Source organism: Streptomyces sp. NPDC053431 (genome assembly GCF_044544925.1).
Taxonomy (GTDB): Bacteria; Actinomycetota; Actinomycetes; order Streptomycetales; family Streptomycetaceae; genus Streptomyces.
Genome location: NZ_JBITXX010000002.1, coordinates 523,102 through 542,632, shown reverse-complemented (window position 1 = coordinate 542,632; position 19,531 = coordinate 523,102). Strand labels below are relative to the sequence as shown.

Here is a 19,531-nt window from a genome sequence, read left to right as displayed (position 1 = left end):
CGATGGCACGGAAGCGGCACCCGGCTCGCGAGGATGGCCCTGGCCGGTCGCGTGGTGTCGCCGGGCGTTCGCACAGAGAGGTACGTTCCGATGGCTGTTGTCCTGTCCCTCAGCTGGCCCGGGGTCACCCCCGAGCAGTACGACGCGGTGCGCGATGACGTCAACTGGGAGGGGCGGGCGCCCGACGGCGCCCTCCTGCACGTGGCGTGGTTCGACGGGGACGTACTGCAGGTCACCGATGTCTGGGAGTCGCAGAGCGACTTCGAGCGGTTCTTCGGCGAGCGCCTCGCGCCTGCGGTCGAGAAGGCCGGCATCTCCGGCCGGCCGGATACGCGGTTCCTTCCGATGCACCGGCGTTTCGTAGCCCCCGGTGTGAGTGGCGCGGCGTCCTGACGGACACAGAGCCACTCACACGCACGAGCCGCCCAGGACCCCCGCAGCAGCCTCCGCGGGGTCCGGTTCGTCAAGGAGCGCCAGGCAGGAAGAGCGCGCTCGCACCGCGTCCCTTGCTGACCCCTCCGATATGTTCTTACGGGCTCGCGCCTGCGGGTCCCACGCGTATTCGAGGGGGAAACGTGCCTGGTGAGCGGCTTGACGCGGAGTGGGTCCGGTCCTGGCGGGAACAGGCCGACGCGGCGCTGACGAAGATGATGATGTCCTTCCTCCCGACGCACGGCTTCCCGCCCGGACACAACGCCGTGATGCTCGCCACCGACGACAGCCACCAGGCGACAGGCGCGCTCGTGGACCTGACGCCGATCCCCTCCGACCTGACCACGCTCTACTGGGTGATCAGCGAGGCTTCCCTGCCCGACGTCGACAGCGGGTACTTCATCCACTCACCAGCAACGGTGGCGGAACACTTCCGCGAGTACGGCCCCGCTCCCATCAACGGCGAATCGATCGCACTGGTCTTCGCCAGCGACGGCGGCGGCCATCTGTTCGCGATCGGAGACAGCGGACACGTCTGGAAGTCCACCACGGCCTCCTGGTTCGATGACTTCGAGGTCGCCGCGTCCAGCTTGCAGGAGTTCCTCGAACAGCTCGGCCGACAGATCGCGAACCAGCCCTGACCATCAGCCGTGGAACGAACCGGCCCCTGCCCCACGGAGGTCATGTCACTCGCGCGCTCCGAGCCGTACGGCGAGGACGGCTGCACCATCCGCACCACGGCCTGCTGCGCCGTCACCGCCGCCCTCCTCTGGGGCCGCGATGTCGAACCCTTATGTAATCTATTGCGTAGATATAGAGCGTTTCGGAGGCGGCTATGAGGGAGCCCTGGGAAACTCTGGTCGCCGGGCCGGCCGATGCGCGGCGATCGGTTCTACTCTTGCCGGGCGGGGCCTGTGCAGCGAGGTCGTATGACCTGGTCATGGCCGATCCGGCGCTGTCCCACGTCCGCCTGGTGGCCACGACCCTGCCAGGTAACGCCGGCGCACCGCTGTCAGAAGACGTGACCATCCCTGCACTTGCCCGTCGCGCCGGTGAGCTGGCGAACGTACACGGCACGGCTGCGACGTGGTCGTGGGCTTTTCGCACGGGGCGACGGTGGCTCTGGAGATGGTGTTGTCAGGGCAGTTCAAGGGCCCGGTCGTCCTCCTGGGCATCAGCATGACGACTGCCGATGAGGCCAGGTTCTTCCGCGCCGTCGTGCGCGCCTCGCAGAAGGTCGGCAGCTGGCCGATGGCGATGCTGCTGCGGCTCCTGCCGCTCATGGCAAAGTCCGCCAAGACGTCCCGCACGCACAAGAAAGAACTGATCGAGGACCTCAAGCAGAACAGAGCCGCTGACGCCGTCCGTGTCACCGGGGAGTACCTCGACCACATCGCCGCGGCCCGGGATCCGGCCGCCGAACTCGCCGCGTCGGGCAACCCGGCGTGGGTCGTCCACGCAGAGAAGGGGGACGGCGGCCTCACCCCTGCAGAGCGCGCCACCCTTGAGTCCGCTCCCCACGTCACCGTGGTCACGATCCCCGGTGCGGTCTTCTTCCTGCCGGACGAGGCGCCTCAGAAGACCGCCGAGGTCATCGCAGCGGCTCTCGAGCATGCGAGCTGAGGACGGCGGGCCGGCACGCCATTCCCCTTCGGGGCCCTTCCGGTTCTCGGTGGAGAACGGACCGCAGCACCGGCCCGGGTGCCGAGCACAGATGGCCTGAGGGCAGTCAGGGCGGCAGCCTGGGCCGCCTTGATGCCCTCTCCGAAGTTCACCACGAGCTCGAAGCAGATCGCCGCCGTCGGCCTTCCTCCCCATCCCCGTCCGCAGCCTCCGCCACAGGCTTGCCCTCGACGTCGGCGGCCTGAGACGCAGCCCGCTCGACGCGGAGACCTTTTTCGACCCTGGCGCCCGCGGGGACCAGGGGGAACCAGATGGCCTCATGGGCTCCGTTGATCGCACACCATCGGGCCTGGGCGGACTCGACGAGCTTCAACACACCATCGCCAGAGCTGCGGCCGGGCTGGCGGCGCCGCGGGTGACTTCGGTCCACAGGTTGGCGGTCGGGAATGTCGACTCGACGGCCGGAAGGCATGAAATCCGCTCGGCCGCAACCCTCTGGAGGTGAGGTAATTCGACTCGTAAATCACCGGAGGGCACAAAATTGTTCGTTCCGCAAATTCGACAGAGGGCATGAATTCCGTTCGGCCGCAACAGTCTTGAGAGGAAAATCCAAGCTTGACGGCGTCGTGGAGTTTGCTTATTGTCCAGGCGTTCAGCTTCCCGCCGATCGATACCCGAAGGTGTTCATGACCGAGCCTTTGACGTTGCCGAAGTCCAGGCAGCAGTTGATTCTCGCCGTTCTCATGTTGTGTTCGCTGCTCATTTGGCTAGAAAACACCGTCCTGAGTACCACGCTGGAGACCCTCGCAGACCCGGTACGGGGACTGGGGGCCAATCCGGGTCAGCTGCAATGGGCGACCGGTGCGTACACCCTGGCCTTCGCCACATTGATGTTCACCGCAGGCTCATTGGGCGATCGGTTCGGTCACCGGACCGTGTTTTCCAGTGGGCTGGTGATCTTCGCCGGGTCCTCGCTGTGGGCGGCGTACACAGGCGATGCGGGCCAGCTGATCGCGGCTCGAGCTGCTATGGGGGTGGGCAGCGCACTGATCACGCCCGCCAACATGGCCATCCTCATGTGGACCTTTACCGGCCCCGCCCGTGCTGCCGCGATCGGAATTTTCTCGACGTCGGCCGGTGTCGGAATGGCTGTCGGCCCGGTGCTGGCGGGGTTCCTGCTCGATCGTTTCTGGTGGGGCTCGGTATTCCTGATCAATGTCCCGGTCGCGGCATTGGCATTGGTCTCACTCATCCTGCTGGTTCCGGATTTCCGCAGCCCCACTCCGCGGCCGGTGGACCCCGCCGGAATGTTGCTGTCGATCAGCGGGCTCGTGGCATTGGCCTACGGGCTGATCCGGGCGGGGCAGGTGGCTGCGTGGAGTCGCACCGACGTCTGGGCGCCGATCGTCGCCGGTCTGGTTCTGTTGGCCGTCTTCGTCATCGTCGAACTGCGCGTCAAGGCGCCGAGCTTTGACCCGCGACTGCTCGCGCAACGCACATTCGGTGGCGGCAATGCGGCGCTTGGATTGCTGCTCTTCGGAGTGGCCGCCATCACCTTCTACAACGCCTTCTACCTGCAAGGCGCGCTGGGATTTTCGCCGATGAAGGCGGGCTTGGCCAATATCCCGACCGCATTCGGCGCGCTGGCGGGGGCACCCCTAGCCTCACGCCTGGTTCGCCGCCTGTCCCTACGGCTCGTCACGGTGCCCGCGCTGTCCCTGGCTGCGCTGACCATGGGCGGGTACGGCTTCCTCGGACTCCACACTCCGCTCGTCTGGATCGAGATCCTTTTGTTGGTACAAGGCCTCTCGATCGGCATGGTGATCGGCCCCGTCACGGCCGCATTGATCAGCAAGCTGCCGTTGGAACAGGCCGGTGCAGGATCGGCCGTCACCAACACCGTGCGGCAAACCGGCAGTGTGATCGGAATCGCCGTAGGCGGCACGATCATGTCGATCACGTACCGACGTGCGATCGAACCTTCGCTGGAGGGTGCACCCGGTCCGGTGCAGGAACAGGCGCGAGTGTCCGCCGAACAGGCTCGCCACGTCGCCACCACTCTCCACCGGCCCGCTCTCGCTCAGGCTGCTGATCACGCCTTTCTTCACGCGATGCACGTGGGCGCGGCCTGGATCGCGGTCATCGCACTCCTCGGAGCGGCTGTGCTACTGATCACCTTGCCTGCTGTCCGAAAGAAGAAGCGTCCTACACCGCAGCCGGACTACGAGGAAGCCCGCAGCTCCGTCTGAGAGTGTGACGGCAGAACCCTGGCTGGAGAAGCCGGCTGCAGAACCCAGGCTCAGGCCGCCGCGAGGCAGCGCCACATATCACCTTCCACAGCCGCCCCTGTCGGGCTGTTCCGTAACCGGGCGGCGCCCCTTGCAGATCCCGGATCGGACCGTGTCGGTGGTTGGTGACAGGATCGAGAGGTGCTGATCAAGGGATACGACCTCGGCCCGTTGGTGCCGGGCGAGCCGCTGTCGGTCCACCCGGGCTTCTGGTCGAACTACCTCTTGGCGATGTGTAGCGACGGTGCGTGTGACGAGCGCCCGGTGCCGGAGTGGTTCGGTGAGGACGGCGCCGATGCCGATGCCATGTCCGAGGTCCTCTTCGATCCCGAACGCTGGCCGGTGTTCCGGGTGCCGACAGAGAGCGGCCTCGGCGCGGTGGTCATCTACCGCAATCTGGATGGCGACTACGGCACCGACTACTTCCTCACCCATCCAGGCAGCAGCTCCGTCGAGCAGATCGCCAGCTGGGACGGCGACTTCTCGGGAACGGGGCTGACATGGACCGAACTGACAGGGATCGCCGACAACCCATCCCCTGCGGCCGAAGGCGCGCAGGACACGGCCACCCGACTCCTGCTGCTGCTTCCCCTCCTCACCGACCTGGACATGCCGGAAACAGCATCAGCAAGGCTTGTCAGCAGCCTGACCGCAGTCGGTGCGCCACAAGACACCGCCTCCATCGCGGCGGATCACCTGCTGACTCACCTCGCGAGGAGATCCCGACACGATCCCGCGTGGGCATCTCCGCTGAGCGGCAACTGAGACGCGCGGCAAACCGGCGAACGTTTCCGGTCACAGCGCTGGGGCCTGTATCGACGACCGTGAGCGCCACGCGGTCGAGTGTGGGAGCAACCGTTTGAAGAGGTACCGCGCCGCCGCCACGCGATACGACAAGCTAGCGGTCCGCTACGAGGCGCCCGTCCTCAAAGCGGCCATCGCCGAATGGCTGTGACCAGCCCCCGTCAAGCGCGTCCAAAACGAGCCCGCCGGCAATGGAGGTGCTCTCACTCCCCGGCCGCATTGAGGAGAATCTGCGCCAACTCGCGTGGCTGGGAGAACATCGGCCAATGGCCGGTGTCCATCTTGACCAACCGCCAGTGCTTGCTGTTCAGCAGCTCGGCCACATCTTCGTCGGGCTCGGCGTCGTCGGGCTCGGCCCCCGGCATCACGCACAGGATGTATGTCGCCGGAAGTTCACCGAGCGGCCCCGCCAGCACAGCGGGCTCGGTCAGCGTGGCACCTGGGTGAGGCGTCGAGCCGCGCACGAGGCGTGCGATCTGCTCATCGGTGAGACCTTCGCCGTCAAAGTGAGCAGCTGGCGCGAGCGGCCAAAACCCTCCGTTCTCGGCGATCGAGGCCGTCACTGCCGCCCCGCCGTCCGGCCAGGCGGAGACAAAGGACTTGCCGTCAGTTGGAACGCTTGAGTCGACGAATACCACACGGGCCAGTCGGTCACCGATCCGCTCCGCGGCCTGACCGACCGGGATGCCCGAGTAGCTGTGACCCACCAGGACCACGTCACGCAAACCCTGGCGTTCTACCTCTGCAACGATGTCCTGGACGTGAGTCGCTTGCCCCGCCGGCACACCCCGCTTGTCAGCAAGACCGGACAGCGTCAACGGATAGACGCCGTGGCCAGCCGCACGCAGATACGGCACCACCTCGCCCCACGCCCACGCCCCGAGCCGTGCACCTGCGACCAGCACGAAATTCACCATGCGCGCACCGTAGTCGGGCAGCCTGACGATTATCTAGAAAGTATTTTCGATACACGCCCGCCCTAGCGGCCCACGCTGCTCCAGTCTGCGGGGGCAGGCGGCACCGTGCGGCCTGCGGCGTGTTCGCGGAGACGTCGGGTCAGTTCCGGCAGGTCGTAGGCGGGGAAACTGACCTGCAGGAGGCGCAGGCCGAAGTCCGACGGTTGGTCATCCCGGAACATCGCCGCGTCCATCGGCTTGACCTGCACGTCCCACGCGTCGGGGGCGGCCCAGTGAGTCATCCGCACATAGAAGGCGTCTCGCGGTCCGGCATTGGCTACGGCCGTCAGGAAGGCGAGTCCGCTGTCGACCGCGAAGTCGATGAGCATCCAGCCGCGGCGGGACTCCACCCACTCGGCCATGTGGGGCAACTTCGTCGGCCAGTCCGCGTTGCTCTCGGCCAGGTCCTGGCAGCAGGTGAACGTGTCGATGCCACACTCCCAGATCGCCTGGATCGCCGGTGCGAGCTGTTCGTCGATCTCGGCGTGGCGATCGCCCACCCGGACGAGAACGGTGGGATGTGTGCCTTCGTAAGACGTCATCGCAGCAGCATAGGCGCGGAGTACGACATCACCGCAGGTGGGGCCCGTTCCTCGGCGCGGGAGGCATTTCCCGGCGCCGAGGCCGGTGACCGCCGCCGTGGATGCGAGGCCATCGGGACGTTACGCCCGCTGCACCAGGAGCGCGGCGGCAGCGGCGTAGCCGGCTCGACCGAGGCCGCTGACCGTCGCGGGGATAGTCTTGTGCATCGCCGCTGCCACCTCGTGTGTCCCCCGGGACCGGGCGCCGGCCCCGGGGACGGTGCTACTTGCCCTCGCGGGCCCGACGCATCAGCTCCTCCGACAGCCGTTGGCCGGCCGCCGCCTTCTCCGCCATCGCCTGCATCAGCGCCTCCTGCGTCTCCGGCCGCATCTGCCACCCCCCACCCGGCCCACCGCCGGTCCAACTGGCATCGCTGCCCAGGCCGCTCAGCAGCTCCCCCATCTTCCGGGCGACGGCCTCCTGCTCCTCCAGCGCCTTCTGGATCGCAGGGTCCATCAGCGGTTCCATGGCTTCCCCCCTCTCTCGCCGGGCGACCCGGTCGAGGCCGCCGCCGATCCAACATCGCACTTTTCCTGCAAGGCCGTGGCCCGGATGCCGGATCCAAAGCCCGCGTTCTCACTCCGGCCCGCTGGGCCGCCCGAAGCGCTGGGGTCGCCCGACGCGCTCGGGCACGTCCATCTCGGGTCGCCGTCTGTGGACGCCCTCGGGTACGTCTCCGCCCGCCCCGTGCCCCCAAGTCGCCGGTACCCAGGCCGAAGACGCCGTACACGCCGCACACGCCGTCGAGCTGACGGGTATCACCCACGGAGAAGGAAACCCTGTGCCCGTGGCACGGGCATCACCATCGAGCCGGAGGCCGCCGACGCGGCTTCCCCAGCGGCGCGGAAAGGACCGACGTGAGCGACAGGAACACCGCTGAGTACTGGGACCCGGTCTACGACGAAGGGCGCGACTGGCGGCAGGTCTGTGACGCCGAGATCAGCATGTTCACCCGCTACGCCGGACCGCAGCCAGGTCAGAAGGCACTGGATGTCGGCTGTGGCACCGGCCAGTTGGCCCGTTGCCTCCACTCGCTGGGGTACGACGTGACCGGTGTGGAGGTCTCCGCCGCGGCCCTCCTCAAGGCTCGCGCCCGCTCCTCCGCTCTCGGCCCCCGGTGGATGCAGCACGACATCCAGGACGGCCCCCCGCCGGGCATCGCCCCGGCGAGCATGGACGTCGTCTCCTTCCGGCTCTCGTTCCAGTTCCTCACCGGCAAAAAACAGATCCTCGACATGGCGCGCGGGCTGCTCCGGCCCGGCGGTCTGGTCTACCTCGTGCTCCCCGTACTCGAACGCGAGACCCTTCCCGCCGGTCGCCGCTCCAGCGCCCTCCCGGCCGCCCGCATCACCGACCTCTGCCGGGGCTGGCGCGTCGACAGATGGGAGCTGGGCTGGCTGGACCACCTCATCCTGCGATCCCCGTAACCCCCGCCGCCACCTGTTCGCCGAGAAGGCCGCTCCTTTGCGCCTTCCTTTGCGGATGGCGGTGCTTGGCGTCAGTCAGTCCGACCGGGGCGATTTCTCGAAGAGATGTCGGTGCGAACGGCTCCAAGCCACTCGGCTTTCTAGGTTCTCCAGGATGCCCTCGGCGACCCAGGAGGCCTGGGGCTCATGGCCTTGACCGGCCAGCCGACGGACGAGAGCGATGTTCCGTTCCTGCCTGGCCACGACCGCGTCGAACGTGCCGGTCGCCGAGGACAGGCCGTAGGCGTCGCAGAACAGCTCCAGGCGCCGACGGCGGTCCGGCGGGGTGGGGAAGCTCAGCCACCGCAGGCATTCGGCGTCGTCGCGGAACGGGGCGACGTATTCGAGCGCGTAGGCCACGTCGTCGATGCGCGCGGCCGGGTGGGCGAAGTCGAAGTCGATGATCCCGACAGGCCGCGAGCCTTGCCACACCACGTTCCACGGGCCGAAGTCTCCGTGACAGACCACCTGGCCGGGGGCCCGCACCTCGCCACGAGCACGCATTACACCGGGGGCTTGCACCTCACCGAGGGCCCGCGCTTCACCGGGGGCCCGGACCTCACCAGAGGCCCGCTCCTCACCGAGGATTCGCATCGCACCGCGGGCCCGCGCCTCGCCAGGGGCCGGCGCCTCCTCCGTAGCGACGGCCCACACCGCTCCGTCCGGCGGCGAGAAGTCTTCCGTCGCGTCGTGGTAGTCCCGCAGCAGCCGGGCGAAGGCCGCCAGCCCACGGTCGTCCGCGACCTTCGCCCAGCCCGCCGGCCCGGCCTCCCCCTCCACGTAGCTCAGGACCTCTCGGCCCTCGGTGTCGAAGCCCAGCGCGCGGGGTGCACAGGGGAAGCCCACCGATTCCAGGTGCCGCAGCAGCGCATGGACCGTCTCCGTCCACGGCTGGACCGGCCTGCGGATGGTGTCGCCTATCCGGACGATCCGCCGATGGGGATGATCTTGCACCACGTCTTCGCTCGTCATCCGCAGGACGCTACCCAGGCCCCACCTGGAACAGCACGCGAATTGGCCGGCTGCACGGGCCTTGTCGTGGACCACCCGGCAGGTCGGCTGCGGTGCCGACGGGATTCGAACCCGCGGACGGGTAGGGGCAGGCCCGCCCCGTCCCCGTCAGTCGCCGTGGGCGGGACCTCGCCCACGTCGATCGCAATGGGCCGCTCTGCCACGGCACCGCAGCCTGCGAGAACGCGCGCCGTCCCGCTCCGGCTCAAGGTAGAGGACCATCCTCTGCGCGGCGAGCCTTTTACCGACTGCCGGGCGGCCAGGCGCCGGTACGCGTCCTCGACTCAGTCAGGGGTGCCGCGCCAAGGGGTGGTGACGTCACCCGCGGACGGTTCTCCGGGGCACGATGACGGACGGCGCTAGTCTTTCCGATCATGGACCGGTTGGAGCAGGCCAGGGTGTGGGGCGCCTTCGTGGCGCAGGAGCGTGGGCGGGTCCCCGCATACCCGCCGACGGGTGCGGTGGTCGAGCGGGAGGGACCCGTCGTACGGACCCACTACGGCACGCACGGCACAGTCGATCACCGGCCGCTCACGCACATGGGCCGCGGTGAGCTCGCCGAGCTCGTACGACGCCAGCAGGCGGCGTTCGCCGCGCGCGACGAGCCGGTCCAGTGGAAGGTGTACGGCGCCGACCCTTCGGAGCTGGCCGCGGAGTTGGCGGCGGCCGGGTTCACGCCGGACGCCGAGCGGTCGCTGCTGGTGTCGGAGTTCGCGGCGATGCGGCGGGGACGGCGTGAGGGCCGCGTACGGGCGGGTGCCCCGAATGCTCAGGTACGGGAGCTGGCTGCCGCGAGCGGCCCGCACGCGAGGCCGCTGGCCGAGGTGGAGGCCGACGGGTGGGCCGCGTACGGCCAGGGCGGTCGTGGGGAGACGGTGATCCTGCCCGGCAGCGGAGGAGTGCTCGCCGCCGGGTGGGCCGGACGCTTCGCGGACTCGGACTTCGTCGTCATCGGCGGGCTGACCGGGCCGTACCCCGAACTCGTCGCAGGCTTCGCCACACTGGCGAAGAAGGCCTACCTGCTGGGGCACGAGGCGCGGTACTGCATCGCCGAGGCCGCGGGAGAACTGCGCACCGCGCTGTCCACGGCCGGCTTCGTGGAGCTCACCACGGTCCGTACCTACCGGTGGGCCCCCGCCGGGGTACCGGCCGGGACCCGGCCCGTACGGGAGATCCATGACGGGGACCAGTGGGGCGGGCTGTGGGACCGGCTGTACGGCGAGTTCGGCTTCCGGCCCAGCGTGGAGAGATTCCCCGGGATCGACGAGCCCGTTCCTTCGGCCACGTGGTCACTCGACGCTCTCGACGACGCCGGCAGTGAGAAGGAGGAGGATCTCCTGGATGCCTTCGAAGCGATCATCCGCGATGCGCTGACGGACCTCACCCCGCCCGGCGGGCTGCTGGGCTTCCTCGACTGGCAGCACACGGGTTACGTCTTCGACCCCCACCGGGTGGGACGGGCCGGCAGCCCGCGATGGCCGGGTGCGGCCTATCCGGACGGCGACTACTACCTCAACGTCCACCCCGACCTGCGCTTCGGCACGTTCGGACATCCCTGGGAGCACACGTTCTGCGTCTGGGGCCAGGACCTGCTCGCCGCTGTGGAGAAGCAGCTCACCGCCCTGCTCGGTGAGCCCCTCCGGCGTCGGGAGGATTAGGGCCTGCTTGACCGCCGCCGGGCTACCAGGGGATCTCTCGCCCTTCGGCGGTCAGGGTGAGGGTGAGGCAGCCGATCCAGTCGCCGTCGTCCGGATACCGCCAGTTGCCGTCATCGGCCAGGAGCGAAGGCAATTCCTCGCGCGCGAGGGGACTTCCGGGCTGGAAGCCGGTGCTCCCGTCAGGCGCGGTCCAGGGGACGACGCGGCAGACGTCGATCCACCCCCTGTCGACGAGGGGAAGCAGGACGTCTGCCAGTTCCGTACCGGAAGCGCCCTTGTACGGCTCCGCCAGGTCGCCGCGTACGCCCGGGAGGATGTCGATCTCGGCTGCGTTGAGCATGAACGCCCGCTGAGGGGAAGACAGGTCCACTGCGCCCTCTGCGCCCACTGCGCCCCCTGCGTCTTCTGCGTCTTCTGCTGAGCTCATACCGAGATCGTCGCGTTCACTCGGTGGGAGGTACCAGAGAGACGGAAGAGCCACCGCTACGTGAGCTCCTGTGGGGCCGGTGGCCGCGAAAAGGCGACGTGGGCCCGGCTGCGCCGCCGGGCCCACGTCTTCAGTAGCGGGGCGGGATGTGAACCCGCGACCTCCGGGTCATGAGCCCAGCGGGCTACCGAGCTGCTCCGCCCCGCCTCGGTGACGTCACCTTGGACGGCGAACGACGCGAGGTGCGGAGCATTTCGTGGCGGGTCAGCCGCGAACGATGTTCTCGGCCTGCGGGCCCTTCTGGCCCTGGGTGACGTCGAAGGTGACCGTCTCTCCCTCGACCAGCTCCCGGTATCCGGTGCCCGAGATGTTGGAGTAGTGGGCGAAGACGTCCGGTCCGCCGTCCTGGGCGATGAAGCCGAAGCCCTTCTCGGCGTTGAACCACTTCACGGTACCGCTGGCCATACTGCGTGTCCTTCAGTTCATGCCGGGCGGGCCGGCAGGGGTCGGTGGTGGACTCTCCCCGCTGCGGGAAGACGTCCGGCGTCCGTTCTACCCCATCCGAGGCGCCATTATTCGATCATTCGTCCATGAGCCGGATTCGGCCTGCGCCGGCAGCCGTTCGGCAGCGTCCTCGGCGTGGCGCAGAGGCGCATTCGTCGGTCGTCTCGAGGGTCCCGGCGGGACGCGGCCGGTCAGCCCTGGGTTCCGCCGACCGGCGGCTCCGGTCGTCGCGCGACGACACCGCGCTTCTTGGCGAGCCGGGCCGTCAGCAGGCAGTACGCCGGGGCCGTCACCAGCTCGGCCACCAGCGCCTGCCAGGGCGCGTCCGCGGCGGTGCCGGTGTCCGCAAGCTGGCCCAGGACCAGCGCGATGACGAACGACAGCACGTTGTTGGCGGTGTGCACCGCGATGACGGCCTCCAGGCCGCCCGTACGTTCCACGAGCCATCCCCACCAGAGCGCGGAGTACAGCAGCAGCAGGAACCCGCTCCATCCGCCGAACCCGTGGGCGAGCGCGAACAGCACCGAGGCCACCGCCACTCCCGGCCAGGGGGAACGCAGGAAGCCGCCGAAGAACTGAGGCAGCCAGCCCCGGAACACGAACTCCTCCGCGGCGGCCTGGAAGGGCACCACCAGGAGGAAGACGGCCAAGCCCGCCACGAGCCGCCCCGCGCCTGGAGCTTCGCCGGCGAAGCTCTCGTCCCCGTTGGCGAGCCAGTCCCACAGCATCAGCCCGCCCATGTTCAGAACCATGACGGCGAACGCGGGACCGGCGCAGAGCCCGAGCCAGTGCCACCGCAGCCGCCCCGTCACCGAGGCGAGCGTCCCCGCCGGTCGGCGGCCGCACCAGCGCACCCCCAGCATCACCGCGGGTATGCCGATCGCCAGCGACAGCAGCGCGAAAGCGTCGTCGGCCAGCGGATCGGCCAGCAGGCGCTCTCCTCCGTCAGGGGCCGACTCGAGCCCCGACACGACCGCGACCGTCATGCCGAGCAGGAGAACGGCGACCATCCCGACGACCAACAGCCCGACTACCGTCAGCACCTCGCCGAGCCGCCGCCAGGCCCCCTGCCGCCCGTTCCGCGCCTGCTCGGAGTACCGCGACCCGGTCGGCGCAGCGACGACGCCGTGGGCGGCGGCCCGCTCCTCCGCAGAGGGCCACGCCCGGGCGGGGACCCCGTACGGGTGACCCTCGTACGACGGCACCGCTCCGGCGGGCGTAGCCCACCCAGGCGTCACACCGCCCGGACGGCCCGGCCACGTCTGCGGGCCGGCGACGGCACTGGCACTGGCACTGGCACTGGCACTGGCACCGGCACCGGCACCGGCACCGGTCGCATGCCCTGGGCCGGCCTGCGGTGCGGCCCACGGACCCGGGGTGGGCCCGGGCCACGGTGCGCCCCACGGGTTTGGGGTCGGACCGGGCTGCGGCCCGGCCGGATCCGGGGCGGGCGGGCCCGCGGGTGCCCCGGTCTCTCCGCCGCCCTGCCCGTCCCCCGCGCCGTGCCCCGCCTGCGACATCTCTGCCACCCCAAGCCCCTCCCCCTCACACCACCCCGGCGCACAATGCACGCCCGGGCGCACAACAGACATCGGAACCCTAATCGATCACCCAAACCGGACAACCTTCCGCGCAGCCAGGCACCATGCGTCAGTGAGCGGCGGGGGCGCGGTTGGCCGCTGTCGAAGCGCCTGTCAGCCCAGGAAGTCCATCAGGCGATCGTTCATGTCTTTCGGCGCCGTGAGTGGCAGGGAGTGGTGGGTGGCTCCGGCGAGGAGAGCGACCTCGCCCTGCGAGAGCGTCCGGCGGGCCCTGTCCGCTGCCCTGAGGGCGTGGTGGACGCGACTCTGCCGCGCGAACAGGGCCAGCACCGGCATGCGGAGGTCGGCGACCCGAGGGCGGCCGCCCGAGATGAGCGTGCGATCGGGAACCGTGGTGGCCGACGCGTAGAGGCGCTGCCAGGCCTCGTCCGGCTGGAGATCTCCCGTCTCCCAGGCCAGGAAGGCGCGGGCACGGGCCTCGCTCGGGCGGATCAGGGTGGGCAGTGCGCGCAGCAGGTAGCCGGGGCGGTATCCGGCGAAGACCTGGGTGGGATCGACGAGGGCGAGGCGGTGCACGCGCTGCGGTGCGTGCAGGGCGTACCTGACGGCCAGCCAGGCGCCGTACGAGTGACCGCACAGGTGCGTGCGGGCGAGCCCGAGACCGTCCAGGAGCGCATCCAGCCAGGCTGTCAGATCGTCCGCGTTCCTCAGCGGCGCGCCCCGGCGTTCGGTGCGGCCGGCATCGCCCAGCAGATCGACCGCGTGGACTCGGTATCGCCTGCCGAGGGCCGGTGCGTTGGCGAACCAGACCAGGCCGGTGGCCGAGCCGCCGGGGAGCAGGACGAGCGGGTTGCCGTCCTGCGGACCGTATACGTGGACCCTGGTGCGCCCGTACGGCGTCACGACGTCGCGCTCCTCGGTGGACTCGGGCCAGCGGGTTCGGAGTTCGCCGTAGGCAAGATCGAAAGCTGACAGGGACACTGGGCATTCCTCTCGCTCGGCGATAATCTCGCTCAGCGAGATATTAAGAGCTCGGGTCCGAGGGAGCGTGGGGCGTGCACGAGCAGAATCCGGCGCTGGGACTGGTGCACGTGCTGCGCGCCGTGACGGTGGAATTCGACCTGCTTGGCGCCGAGTTCGCCGCGCGGCACGGACTGCATCCGACCGACGTACGCGCGCTGATCCACCTGCTGGACGCGACACGGGCCGGCACCCGTGCCACGCCCGGGTGGCTCGGCGAGCAACTGCGGCTGCATTCGGCCGGGACCACCGCCCTCATCGATCGGCTGGAGCGACTCGGACTGGTCCGGCGCAGCAGGGACACGGCCGATCGGCGACGCGTGCTGCTGGAGGTGGAGGAGAAGGCAACGGAACTCGGGTGGGCCTTCTTCGGCCCGGTCATCGGCGAGGTGCTGGCGGCTGCCGAAGGTTTCGAGGCCGCCGAGCTGGAGACCGTACGCCGCTTCCTGACGTCGGTGCTGGAGTCCGTCGGGCGGGCGCGTTCGGCCTGAAGAGCGTGGCCGCGGGGGGCGACATGGGCCGGGGCGGCCGGCGGCCGGAGCTGCGGAGTGCCGCATTCACGACGGCCGCGAGCTGGGCGGCACGCCGCTGTGGGCCGGTGGTTCTTTCCGGGAGAACACCCGAGTGCTGCGCGGCGCCCACCCGCTCGCGTGGCGTCAACACTCGCAACTGGACGGGAGCGGAGGCAAGTTCCGCTGCCCCGGTTTCCTCGCCACTCCGAAGCCGGCGCCGGCCTCGCCCCACAACGCGTGACCCGCAGACCGCCGCGCGCGCCAGGACTGCCTGCTTTCCGGGGGGGCAGGACTCACGATGTCCCATCCGCCTCGATCGCGGGGTCGGCGGGATCAACGGCGGACAGTTGGTGCCACCAGTGACCGCAGCCCCCGGAGCAGAAGCGCTCGCGGCGCCGGGCGTCCGCGACGGCGAGCAGCGCGACCAGCAGGCGGAACGACTTGCGGCGTTCGTCGACCGGGGTGAGGCCGACGATCTTCCTCAGTTGCTGGTCGATCCGGCCGCGGGTGATCAGTACCGCAGGGGTGTGCGTGGGGCGTAGTCCGGCGCGCCGGATGCTCTCCGGTCCGTCCTCGTCTACAGCGCGAGCCTGGATGCAGTAATAACGCAGCCACATCAGCACCTCGGACTGTTCCTCGGAGCCGAGGCGGTCGAACCACTCGATGCCCTGTGGCAGCGGGCGTAGTCCCTGGGCCAGTTCGTTGAGTATGACGTCCCGGTCCTTCACGAGAGGCTCCCGTGGAGCGGGCGGCGCCGCGCCGCGGTGATCAGGATTCCGAGCAGCACAGCCAGATCGGCCGCGCCGTCGGCGTCGTCGGCCCAGCGGGTGACCTGCAGCGGGTGCACCTGGTCGAGGGAGACACCCTCACGGGCCAGGACGAAGGCCAGCGCCAGCATGGCCGCGCGGGCGTTGCCGTCTTCGAACGGATGGAAGAACAGGACGTCGAGGTACGTCCGGGCAGCGCGCGAGGGCAGGGGCAGATCGGGCTGAGTGCTCTCTGACAAGCACTGGTCGAACCGCGCCTGTGTGTCGCGCGCGAGGCCGTACCGCTCTCGTCCTCCTTTCGCGAAAGCGGGCACCATGCGGAAGCCGACGACGTCGCGATGGAGCACGGTCCGCTGCCAGTCCGCCATGAGGGCGAAGGTCAGCCGCCTGTGCTGCTTCGCGTCCGCGAGAGCGTGATCCAGGGCCGTCAGAACCCGGGCGGCGCCTTGGGGGTCGCGGCTGGCGCGTGTGCTGGTGAAGAAGTCGCGGAAGCCGTCGGGTACCGGCGGTCCCGCAGCAGGCGCCGCGCAGTTCCAGCGCGGCCAGGAGATCTCCGTACGGATGCTCAGCCAGTCGGCGAGGGCGTCCTTCTGGCGGACGGGCGCGGAAGTCATCCCTGGTCTCCCACGGTCCGGGCAAACCGTGAACTCACCGCGTCGACCACCGTGGCCTCCGGCGCGATCCAACTGTCGAAGCGGCCACCGACCGCGCTCTCCACGACCTCCCGGGCCCGCTCCTCGTCGACGCCGTTGTACGTGAGGAACCACGCCAGGACCTGCATGCAGTGCCCGTACCAGCCGCTCTCGGCCTCGGTCCGGGCGGCCACGACGGTGACCAGCCGCGTGCATGCCCGCTCCCAGTGCCAGGGGTCCACCGAGGATCCGGCCGAGGGCTCCGGCGGTGCGAGGGCGGCGAAGCGCTCTGCCAGTTCCTCGAGCCAGTCACGCCATTCCAGCAGGGCCGCGACGACCAGCTCTGAGGTCTCGTCGGCCGTCGTCACGGAATCGGCGGCACAGCACCACACGCCGACGACTCCGCCGTCCTTGTCGCCCTCCCCCACGGACCAGTTCCATCCGCAGGCCCACCGGCCGTACCGCTCCACGAGAAACTCGGTGACCGGATCCAGCGAACGCCACCGGTTCTCCTCGATGGCGGCTGCCCCGGGCAGCAGGGGTGCCAGAGCCTCGGCCAACGCCTTTGCCGCATCGTCGTCCAGCTCGAACGGATGTCGCGAAGGATCCACTTCTGCCCAGGTCAGGGTGTGCGCCCACAGCTCAGTCACGGTGCCACTCTGCCGAGAGGGCCGCTGAAACACCAAGCCGATTAGGCGAACGAACCCATGGCCGCTCCCCGGGCCGAGACGGGTTCCAGGCAGGATGGGGGCGGTGAGTCACAGCCGCCAAAGTTTCGGTTTCTGCGGGTCGGCCCCGCCCTACCCGCAGTCTGTCGCCTTCTCGTAGGCGGCCAGTTCAGCTGCGTTGCCGATGAAGGCGGGGCCGCAGCCTGGCGGCAGACGATCGATGACCATCGCCACTGCGGCCTGCGCACTGTCCGTCTCAGCGATCCGCGGGCTGCTTCGACTCGGTCCTTCGACGTAGTACCGGCCGTCTCTCGACGTGCCGATGTACGGGATGTCCCAGGAACAACTTCTCGGCACCGCCAGGGCCTGCGGTGGCCGACGGCCACCGCAGGACTCCTCGTCGACGTCACAGACCACGATGAGTAGCGGTGGCCGTGCGCTGAGGCTGTTACCAGGGCACTGTTCCACCGTCGTCGAAGAATCCGCCGGTCGGTCCGTCGTCGGGCAGGGTCGCGAGGTGGATCGCGATCGCCGCGCCCTGCTGGGGAGCGCGGACGCCCTGGAAGCCGTTGAGGTCGGTGGCGGTGAAGCCGGGACAGCCGGAGTTGATCAGGATGTTGGTGTCGCTCAGTTCCTTGGCGTATTGGACGGTGACGGCGTTGAGGAACGTCTTGGACGCCAAGTACGCAGCGGGAACCGGGCCCATATCGACGCCGGGCGTGGTCTGCAGGGTGAGCGAGCCGACGCTGCTGGACATGTTCACGATCCGCGGCGACGCCGAGCCGCGCAGCAGGGGCAGCATCGCGTTGGTGACGCGGATGACCCCGATCACGTTGGTTTCCACGACGACTCGTACGGTCGCCGGATCGACCGTTGTGGGCGTCTGCGGCATACCGCCGGTGATCGCGGCGTTGTTGACCAGGACGTCGAGCCCTCCGGCGCGGTCGGCAATCAGCTCGGCCGCGGCGGCCACACTCGCGTCGTCCGCCACGTCGAGCGGAACGCCGAACGCATCGATCCCGGCTGCGCGCAGCTTCTCCACCGCGGTGTCGCGGCGCCGTTGGTCCCGCGCGCCCACGCCGATTCGCCAGCCGAGGGAGCCCAGGCCCGCCGCGATCTCGTATCCGATTCCCTTGTTCGCACCGGTCACCAGCGCGATCGTCTGTTCACTCATGTCGTCAAGCGTCGGGCGGACTCGGGTAGGACGTCCAAGACCGACTGGGTGGGCGGTGATACCGCACGGATATCGATCCTGGTCAGCGCCGGATACGATGACGCGGTGGAGACGCGGGAGCTACGGTACTTCGTCGCCGTCGCGGAGGAGTTGCACTTCGGGCGGGCGGCGCAGCGGCTCGCCATGGCGCAACCACCGCTGTCGCGGGCGATCCAGCAGCTCGAGCGACGGCTCGGAGTGGTTCTGCTGCACCGCACTGCTCGCGCAGTCACCTTGACCGAGGCCGGGTCGGTGCTTCTGCGGGAGGCCCGGGCCGCACTCGACGCGGTCGAAGCCGCCGAGCGCCGTACCCGCCGCGCAGCTGCCGAACTGCCCGGTGTCGTGCTGGCCACGAAAGCCGGAGCGGCCGGCGAACTGCTGTCGAAGCTCCTGGACGCCTACGCCGCCGAGCCCGGCGCCGTTGCCGTCGAGGTGATGCTGTGCGGGCCCGGCGAGCAGGAAAGGCTCCTGCGCGACGGGCGTGCCGACGTTGCTCTGCTGCAGCGGCCCTTCGACACGACGGCCGGACTCGACACCGAGGACCTGCGCACCGAACGGCAGGTCGTGGTCCTGCCCGCGGGGCACCCTTTGGCCGGCCGACCTCATATGTCGATGGCCGAGGTCACCACCCTGACCGACCTGCCCCTGCCACGCTGGCCTCGACCGGGCGGGGGCTATTCGGACGGGCCTGGGCCGCAGGTGCGCGACCACACCCAGCTGTTCCAGTTGATCGCGCTCGGACGGGCCTGCGCGGTCGTGCCCGAGTCCCTCCGAGCCCACCTGCGCGACGATCACGCGACGGTGCCGGTGCCGGATGCACCGGCTGTCACGACCGTCATCGCCTGGCCACCACACAGCAGATCCAAAGCCGTCGCCGACCTCGTCCGCACCGCGACACGCCTCTAGCGGGCGGGAGGCGGGATGCGGGCCAGGAGCTCCTTGGCGATCTGGTTCAGCTGCGCGGTGATCTCTTCCGGGGAGCCCTTCGATCCGCCGTTCTCCCAGTGCGCCGCCACCGCGTCGATCAGAGGGTTCAACTCCTCGCAGCGGCCGTAGGCTTCTGCCACGTTGTAGAAGATGAGGGCGATGCCGTCCGCGGGGTCGAGCCAGCCGCCCACGATCTCGGAAGCCCACCAGCGGGCGAGCGCCAACCGGCCCTCCCAGTAGTCCTCAGGCGGGTGGAATCCAAAACCGAGCTCGTCCATCACGCGGCCGAACAGCTCGGGGGCCAGATCGTGCTCGCAGCGGTTCAGCGCGGCGAGGTGCAGCAGCGACGGCGTCTCGAGGCCGCCGCACAGCGCACGCAGCGCGGCTTCGGTCAAGGACTCTGCTTCCGTGTGCTGCCCGTCGACCCATGAGTGAGCGATCTCGCGCAGTTCCAGCACCGCCTCAGCCGGCGTCGCAGGCGCTTCCCCCTTGAACATGAC

At 69.5% G+C, this 19,531-nt stretch carries 23 protein-coding genes and 2 tRNA genes; 9 read left to right on the top strand and 16 right to left on the bottom strand.

Annotation, left to right across the window (positions count from 1 at the left end):
• Window positions 1-90 precede the first annotated feature (90 nt).
• From ACIGXE_RS08445 to ACIGXE_RS08425, 5 genes are all read left to right on the top strand, one after another.
• Window positions 91-393, top strand: coding sequence for a hypothetical protein (locus ACIGXE_RS08445; RefSeq protein ID WP_399744812.1), 303 nt, complete (start codon window positions 91-93; stop codon window positions 391-393).
• Between the two features lie 182 nt (window positions 394-575).
• Window positions 576-1,073 (top strand): hypothetical protein, encoded by a 498-nt coding sequence (locus ACIGXE_RS08440; RefSeq protein ID WP_399744810.1) that lies wholly within the window; start codon window positions 576-578, stop codon window positions 1,071-1,073.
• A 487-nt stretch (window positions 1,074-1,560) separates the two neighbouring features.
• Window positions 1,561-2,055 carry an alpha/beta fold hydrolase gene (locus tag ACIGXE_RS08435; protein WP_399744808.1) on the top strand — a complete coding sequence of 165 codons (495 nt, stop codon included), beginning with the start codon at window positions 1,561-1,563 and terminating at the stop codon, window positions 2,053-2,055.
• 686 nt (window positions 2,056-2,741) lie between these two features.
• Window positions 2,742-4,304 carry an MFS transporter gene (locus tag ACIGXE_RS08430; protein WP_399744807.1) on the top strand — a complete coding sequence of 521 codons (1,563 nt, stop codon included), beginning with the start codon at window positions 2,742-2,744 and terminating at the stop codon, window positions 4,302-4,304.
• 180 nt (window positions 4,305-4,484) lie between these two features.
• Window positions 4,485-5,108: a hypothetical protein gene (locus ACIGXE_RS08425; protein WP_399744805.1), complete on the top strand. Its 624-nt coding sequence runs from the start codon at window positions 4,485-4,487 to the stop codon at window positions 5,106-5,108.
• Between the two features lie 242 nt (window positions 5,109-5,350).
• Here ACIGXE_RS08425 and ACIGXE_RS08420 read toward each other — a convergent pair whose 3' ends face one another.
• The 3 genes from ACIGXE_RS08420 to ACIGXE_RS08410 form a co-directional block, all read right to left on the bottom strand.
• Window positions 5,351-6,064: an alpha/beta fold hydrolase gene (locus tag ACIGXE_RS08420; protein WP_399744803.1), complete on the bottom strand. Its 714-nt coding sequence runs from the start codon at window positions 6,062-6,064 to the stop codon at window positions 5,351-5,353.
• A 62-nt stretch (window positions 6,065-6,126) separates the two neighbouring features.
• A complete protein-coding gene (locus ACIGXE_RS08415) occupies window positions 6,127-6,645 on the bottom strand; it encodes a hypothetical protein (protein WP_399744801.1) in 519 nt (172 codons plus the stop codon).
• Between the two features lie 262 nt (window positions 6,646-6,907).
• Window positions 6,908-7,141, bottom strand: coding sequence for a hypothetical protein (locus tag ACIGXE_RS08410; RefSeq protein ID WP_399744799.1), 234 nt, complete (start codon window positions 7,139-7,141; stop codon window positions 6,908-6,910).
• A gap of 401 nt (window positions 7,142-7,542) precedes the next feature.
• Here ACIGXE_RS08410 and ACIGXE_RS08405 point away from each other — a divergent pair, with 401 nt between their 5' ends.
• Window positions 7,543-8,112: a class I SAM-dependent methyltransferase gene (locus ACIGXE_RS08405; RefSeq protein ID WP_399744797.1), complete on the top strand. Its 570-nt coding sequence runs from the start codon at window positions 7,543-7,545 to the stop codon at window positions 8,110-8,112.
• Between the two features lie 75 nt (window positions 8,113-8,187).
• Here the strand turns inward: ACIGXE_RS08405 and ACIGXE_RS08400 are convergent, their stop codons facing one another.
• Both ACIGXE_RS08400 and ACIGXE_RS08395 read right to left on the bottom strand, forming a co-directional pair.
• A complete protein-coding gene (locus ACIGXE_RS08400) occupies window positions 8,188-9,123 on the bottom strand; it encodes a phosphotransferase enzyme family protein (RefSeq protein ID WP_399744795.1) in 936 nt (311 codons plus the stop codon).
• 90 nt (window positions 9,124-9,213) lie between these two features.
• Window positions 9,214-9,332, bottom strand: a tRNA-Arg gene (locus ACIGXE_RS08395).
• Between the two features lie 204 nt (window positions 9,333-9,536).
• Between ACIGXE_RS08395 and ACIGXE_RS08390 the strand changes: the two genes are divergently transcribed.
• Entirely contained in the window at window positions 9,537-10,820 is a 1,284-nt protein-coding gene (locus ACIGXE_RS08390) for a DUF2716 domain-containing protein (protein WP_399744793.1), read from the top strand.
• 22 nt (window positions 10,821-10,842) lie between these two features.
• Here the strand turns inward: ACIGXE_RS08390 and ACIGXE_RS08385 are convergent, their stop codons facing one another.
• The 5 genes from ACIGXE_RS08385 to ACIGXE_RS08365 form a co-directional block, all read right to left on the bottom strand.
• On the bottom strand, window positions 10,843-11,160 hold the full coding sequence (locus tag ACIGXE_RS08385) for a hypothetical protein (protein ID WP_399744791.1): 318 nt from the start codon (window positions 11,158-11,160) through the stop codon (window positions 10,843-10,845).
• A gap of 221 nt (window positions 11,161-11,381) precedes the next feature.
• A tRNA-Met gene (locus tag ACIGXE_RS08380) sits at window positions 11,382-11,454 on the bottom strand.
• 57 nt (window positions 11,455-11,511) lie between these two features.
• On the bottom strand, window positions 11,512-11,712 hold the full coding sequence (locus tag ACIGXE_RS08375; protein WP_399744789.1) for a cold-shock protein: 201 nt from the start codon (window positions 11,710-11,712) through the stop codon (window positions 11,512-11,514).
• A 230-nt stretch (window positions 11,713-11,942) separates the two neighbouring features.
• A complete protein-coding gene (locus ACIGXE_RS08370) occupies window positions 11,943-12,956 on the bottom strand; it encodes a lysostaphin resistance A-like protein (protein ID WP_399744787.1) in 1,014 nt (337 codons plus the stop codon).
• Between the two features lie 489 nt (window positions 12,957-13,445).
• Complete coding sequence (locus ACIGXE_RS08365) at window positions 13,446-14,273, bottom strand: alpha/beta fold hydrolase (protein ID WP_399744785.1); 828 nt, start codon at window positions 14,271-14,273, stop codon at window positions 13,446-13,448.
• Between the two features lie 74 nt (window positions 14,274-14,347).
• On the opposite strand from ACIGXE_RS08365, the gene ACIGXE_RS08360 reads away from it, so the two are divergent.
• Window positions 14,348-14,803 (top strand): MarR family winged helix-turn-helix transcriptional regulator, encoded by a 456-nt coding sequence (locus tag ACIGXE_RS08360; protein ID WP_399744783.1) that lies wholly within the window; start codon window positions 14,348-14,350, stop codon window positions 14,801-14,803.
• A 314-nt stretch (window positions 14,804-15,117) separates the two neighbouring features.
• Here the strand turns inward: ACIGXE_RS08360 and ACIGXE_RS08355 are convergent, their stop codons facing one another.
• From ACIGXE_RS08355 to ACIGXE_RS08335, 5 genes are all read right to left on the bottom strand, one after another.
• The gene (locus ACIGXE_RS08355) at window positions 15,118-15,552 is read right to left on the bottom strand and encodes a DUF5958 family protein (RefSeq protein WP_399744781.1); all 435 of its coding nucleotides are present in this window, start codon (window positions 15,550-15,552) and stop codon (window positions 15,118-15,120) included.
• Complete coding sequence (locus ACIGXE_RS08350) at window positions 15,549-16,205, bottom strand: Fic family protein (protein ID WP_399744779.1); 657 nt, start codon at window positions 16,203-16,205, stop codon at window positions 15,549-15,551. The genes ACIGXE_RS08355 and ACIGXE_RS08350 overlap by 4 nt, the downstream gene beginning before the upstream one ends.
• A complete protein-coding gene (locus ACIGXE_RS08345; protein ID WP_399744777.1) occupies window positions 16,202-16,873 on the bottom strand; it encodes a hypothetical protein in 672 nt (223 codons plus the stop codon). The genes ACIGXE_RS08350 and ACIGXE_RS08345 overlap by 4 nt, the downstream gene beginning before the upstream one ends.
• Before the next feature lie 150 nt (window positions 16,874-17,023).
• Window positions 17,024-17,248: a DUF6193 family natural product biosynthesis protein gene (locus ACIGXE_RS08340; protein WP_399745174.1), complete on the bottom strand. Its 225-nt coding sequence runs from the start codon at window positions 17,246-17,248 to the stop codon at window positions 17,024-17,026.
• A 91-nt stretch (window positions 17,249-17,339) separates the two neighbouring features.
• Complete coding sequence (locus ACIGXE_RS08335; RefSeq protein WP_399744775.1) at window positions 17,340-18,065, bottom strand: SDR family NAD(P)-dependent oxidoreductase; 726 nt, start codon at window positions 18,063-18,065, stop codon at window positions 17,340-17,342.
• Window positions 18,066-18,170: 105 nt separating this feature from the next.
• On the opposite strand from ACIGXE_RS08335, the gene ACIGXE_RS08330 reads away from it, so the two are divergent.
• The gene (locus tag ACIGXE_RS08330; protein WP_399744773.1) at window positions 18,171-19,010 is read left to right on the top strand and encodes a LysR family transcriptional regulator; all 840 of its coding nucleotides are present in this window, start codon (window positions 18,171-18,173) and stop codon (window positions 19,008-19,010) included.
• On the opposite strand, the gene ACIGXE_RS08325 is transcribed toward ACIGXE_RS08330, so the two are convergent.
• The gene (locus ACIGXE_RS08325; RefSeq protein WP_399744771.1) at window positions 19,007-19,528 is read right to left on the bottom strand and encodes a hypothetical protein; all 522 of its coding nucleotides are present in this window, start codon (window positions 19,526-19,528) and stop codon (window positions 19,007-19,009) included. The genes ACIGXE_RS08330 and ACIGXE_RS08325 overlap by 4 nt on opposite strands.
• Window positions 19,529-19,531 lie beyond the last annotated feature (3 nt).

What these genes read in the sequence shown, in the direction of transcription:
- ACIGXE_RS08445 (WP_399744812.1), top strand. Translation starts at nt 91, where the DNA reads ATGGCTGTTGTCCTGTCCCTCAGCTGGCCCGGGGTCACCCCCGAGCAG.
- ACIGXE_RS08435 (WP_399744808.1), top strand. Translation starts at nt 1,561, where the DNA reads ATGGTGTTGTCAGGGCAGTTCAAGGGCCCGGTCGTCCTCCTGGGCATC.
- ACIGXE_RS08430 (WP_399744807.1), top strand. Translation starts at nt 2,742, where the DNA reads ATGACCGAGCCTTTGACGTTGCCGAAGTCCAGGCAGCAGTTGATTCTC.
- ACIGXE_RS08420 (WP_399744803.1), bottom strand. Translation starts at nt 6,064, where the DNA reads ATGGTGAATTTCGTGCTGGTCGCAGGTGCACGGCTCGGGGCGTGGGCG.
- ACIGXE_RS08415 (WP_399744801.1), bottom strand. Translation starts at nt 6,645, where the DNA reads ATGACGTCTTACGAAGGCACACATCCCACCGTTCTCGTCCGGGTGGGC.
- ACIGXE_RS08410 (WP_399744799.1), bottom strand. Translation starts at nt 7,141, where the DNA reads ATGGACCCTGCGATCCAGAAGGCGCTGGAGGAGCAGGAGGCCGTCGCC.
- ACIGXE_RS08400 (WP_399744795.1), bottom strand. Translation starts at nt 9,123, where the DNA reads ATGACGAGCGAAGACGTGGTGCAAGATCATCCCCATCGGCGGATCGTC.
- ACIGXE_RS08390 (WP_399744793.1), top strand. Translation starts at nt 9,537, where the DNA reads ATGGACCGGTTGGAGCAGGCCAGGGTGTGGGGCGCCTTCGTGGCGCAG.
- ACIGXE_RS08385 (WP_399744791.1), bottom strand. Translation starts at nt 11,160, where the DNA reads ATGCTCAACGCAGCCGAGATCGACATCCTCCCGGGCGTACGCGGCGAC.
- ACIGXE_RS08375 (WP_399744789.1), bottom strand. Translation starts at nt 11,712, where the DNA reads ATGGCCAGCGGTACCGTGAAGTGGTTCAACGCCGAGAAGGGCTTCGGC.
- ACIGXE_RS08350 (WP_399744779.1), bottom strand. Translation starts at nt 16,205, where the DNA reads ATGACTTCCGCGCCCGTCCGCCAGAAGGACGCCCTCGCCGACTGGCTG.
- ACIGXE_RS08335 (WP_399744775.1), bottom strand. Translation starts at nt 18,065, where the DNA reads ATGAGTGAACAGACGATCGCGCTGGTGACCGGTGCGAACAAGGGAATC.
- ACIGXE_RS08325 (WP_399744771.1), bottom strand. Translation starts at nt 19,528, where the DNA reads ATGTTCAAGGGGGAAGCGCCTGCGACGCCGGCTGAGGCGGTGCTGGAA.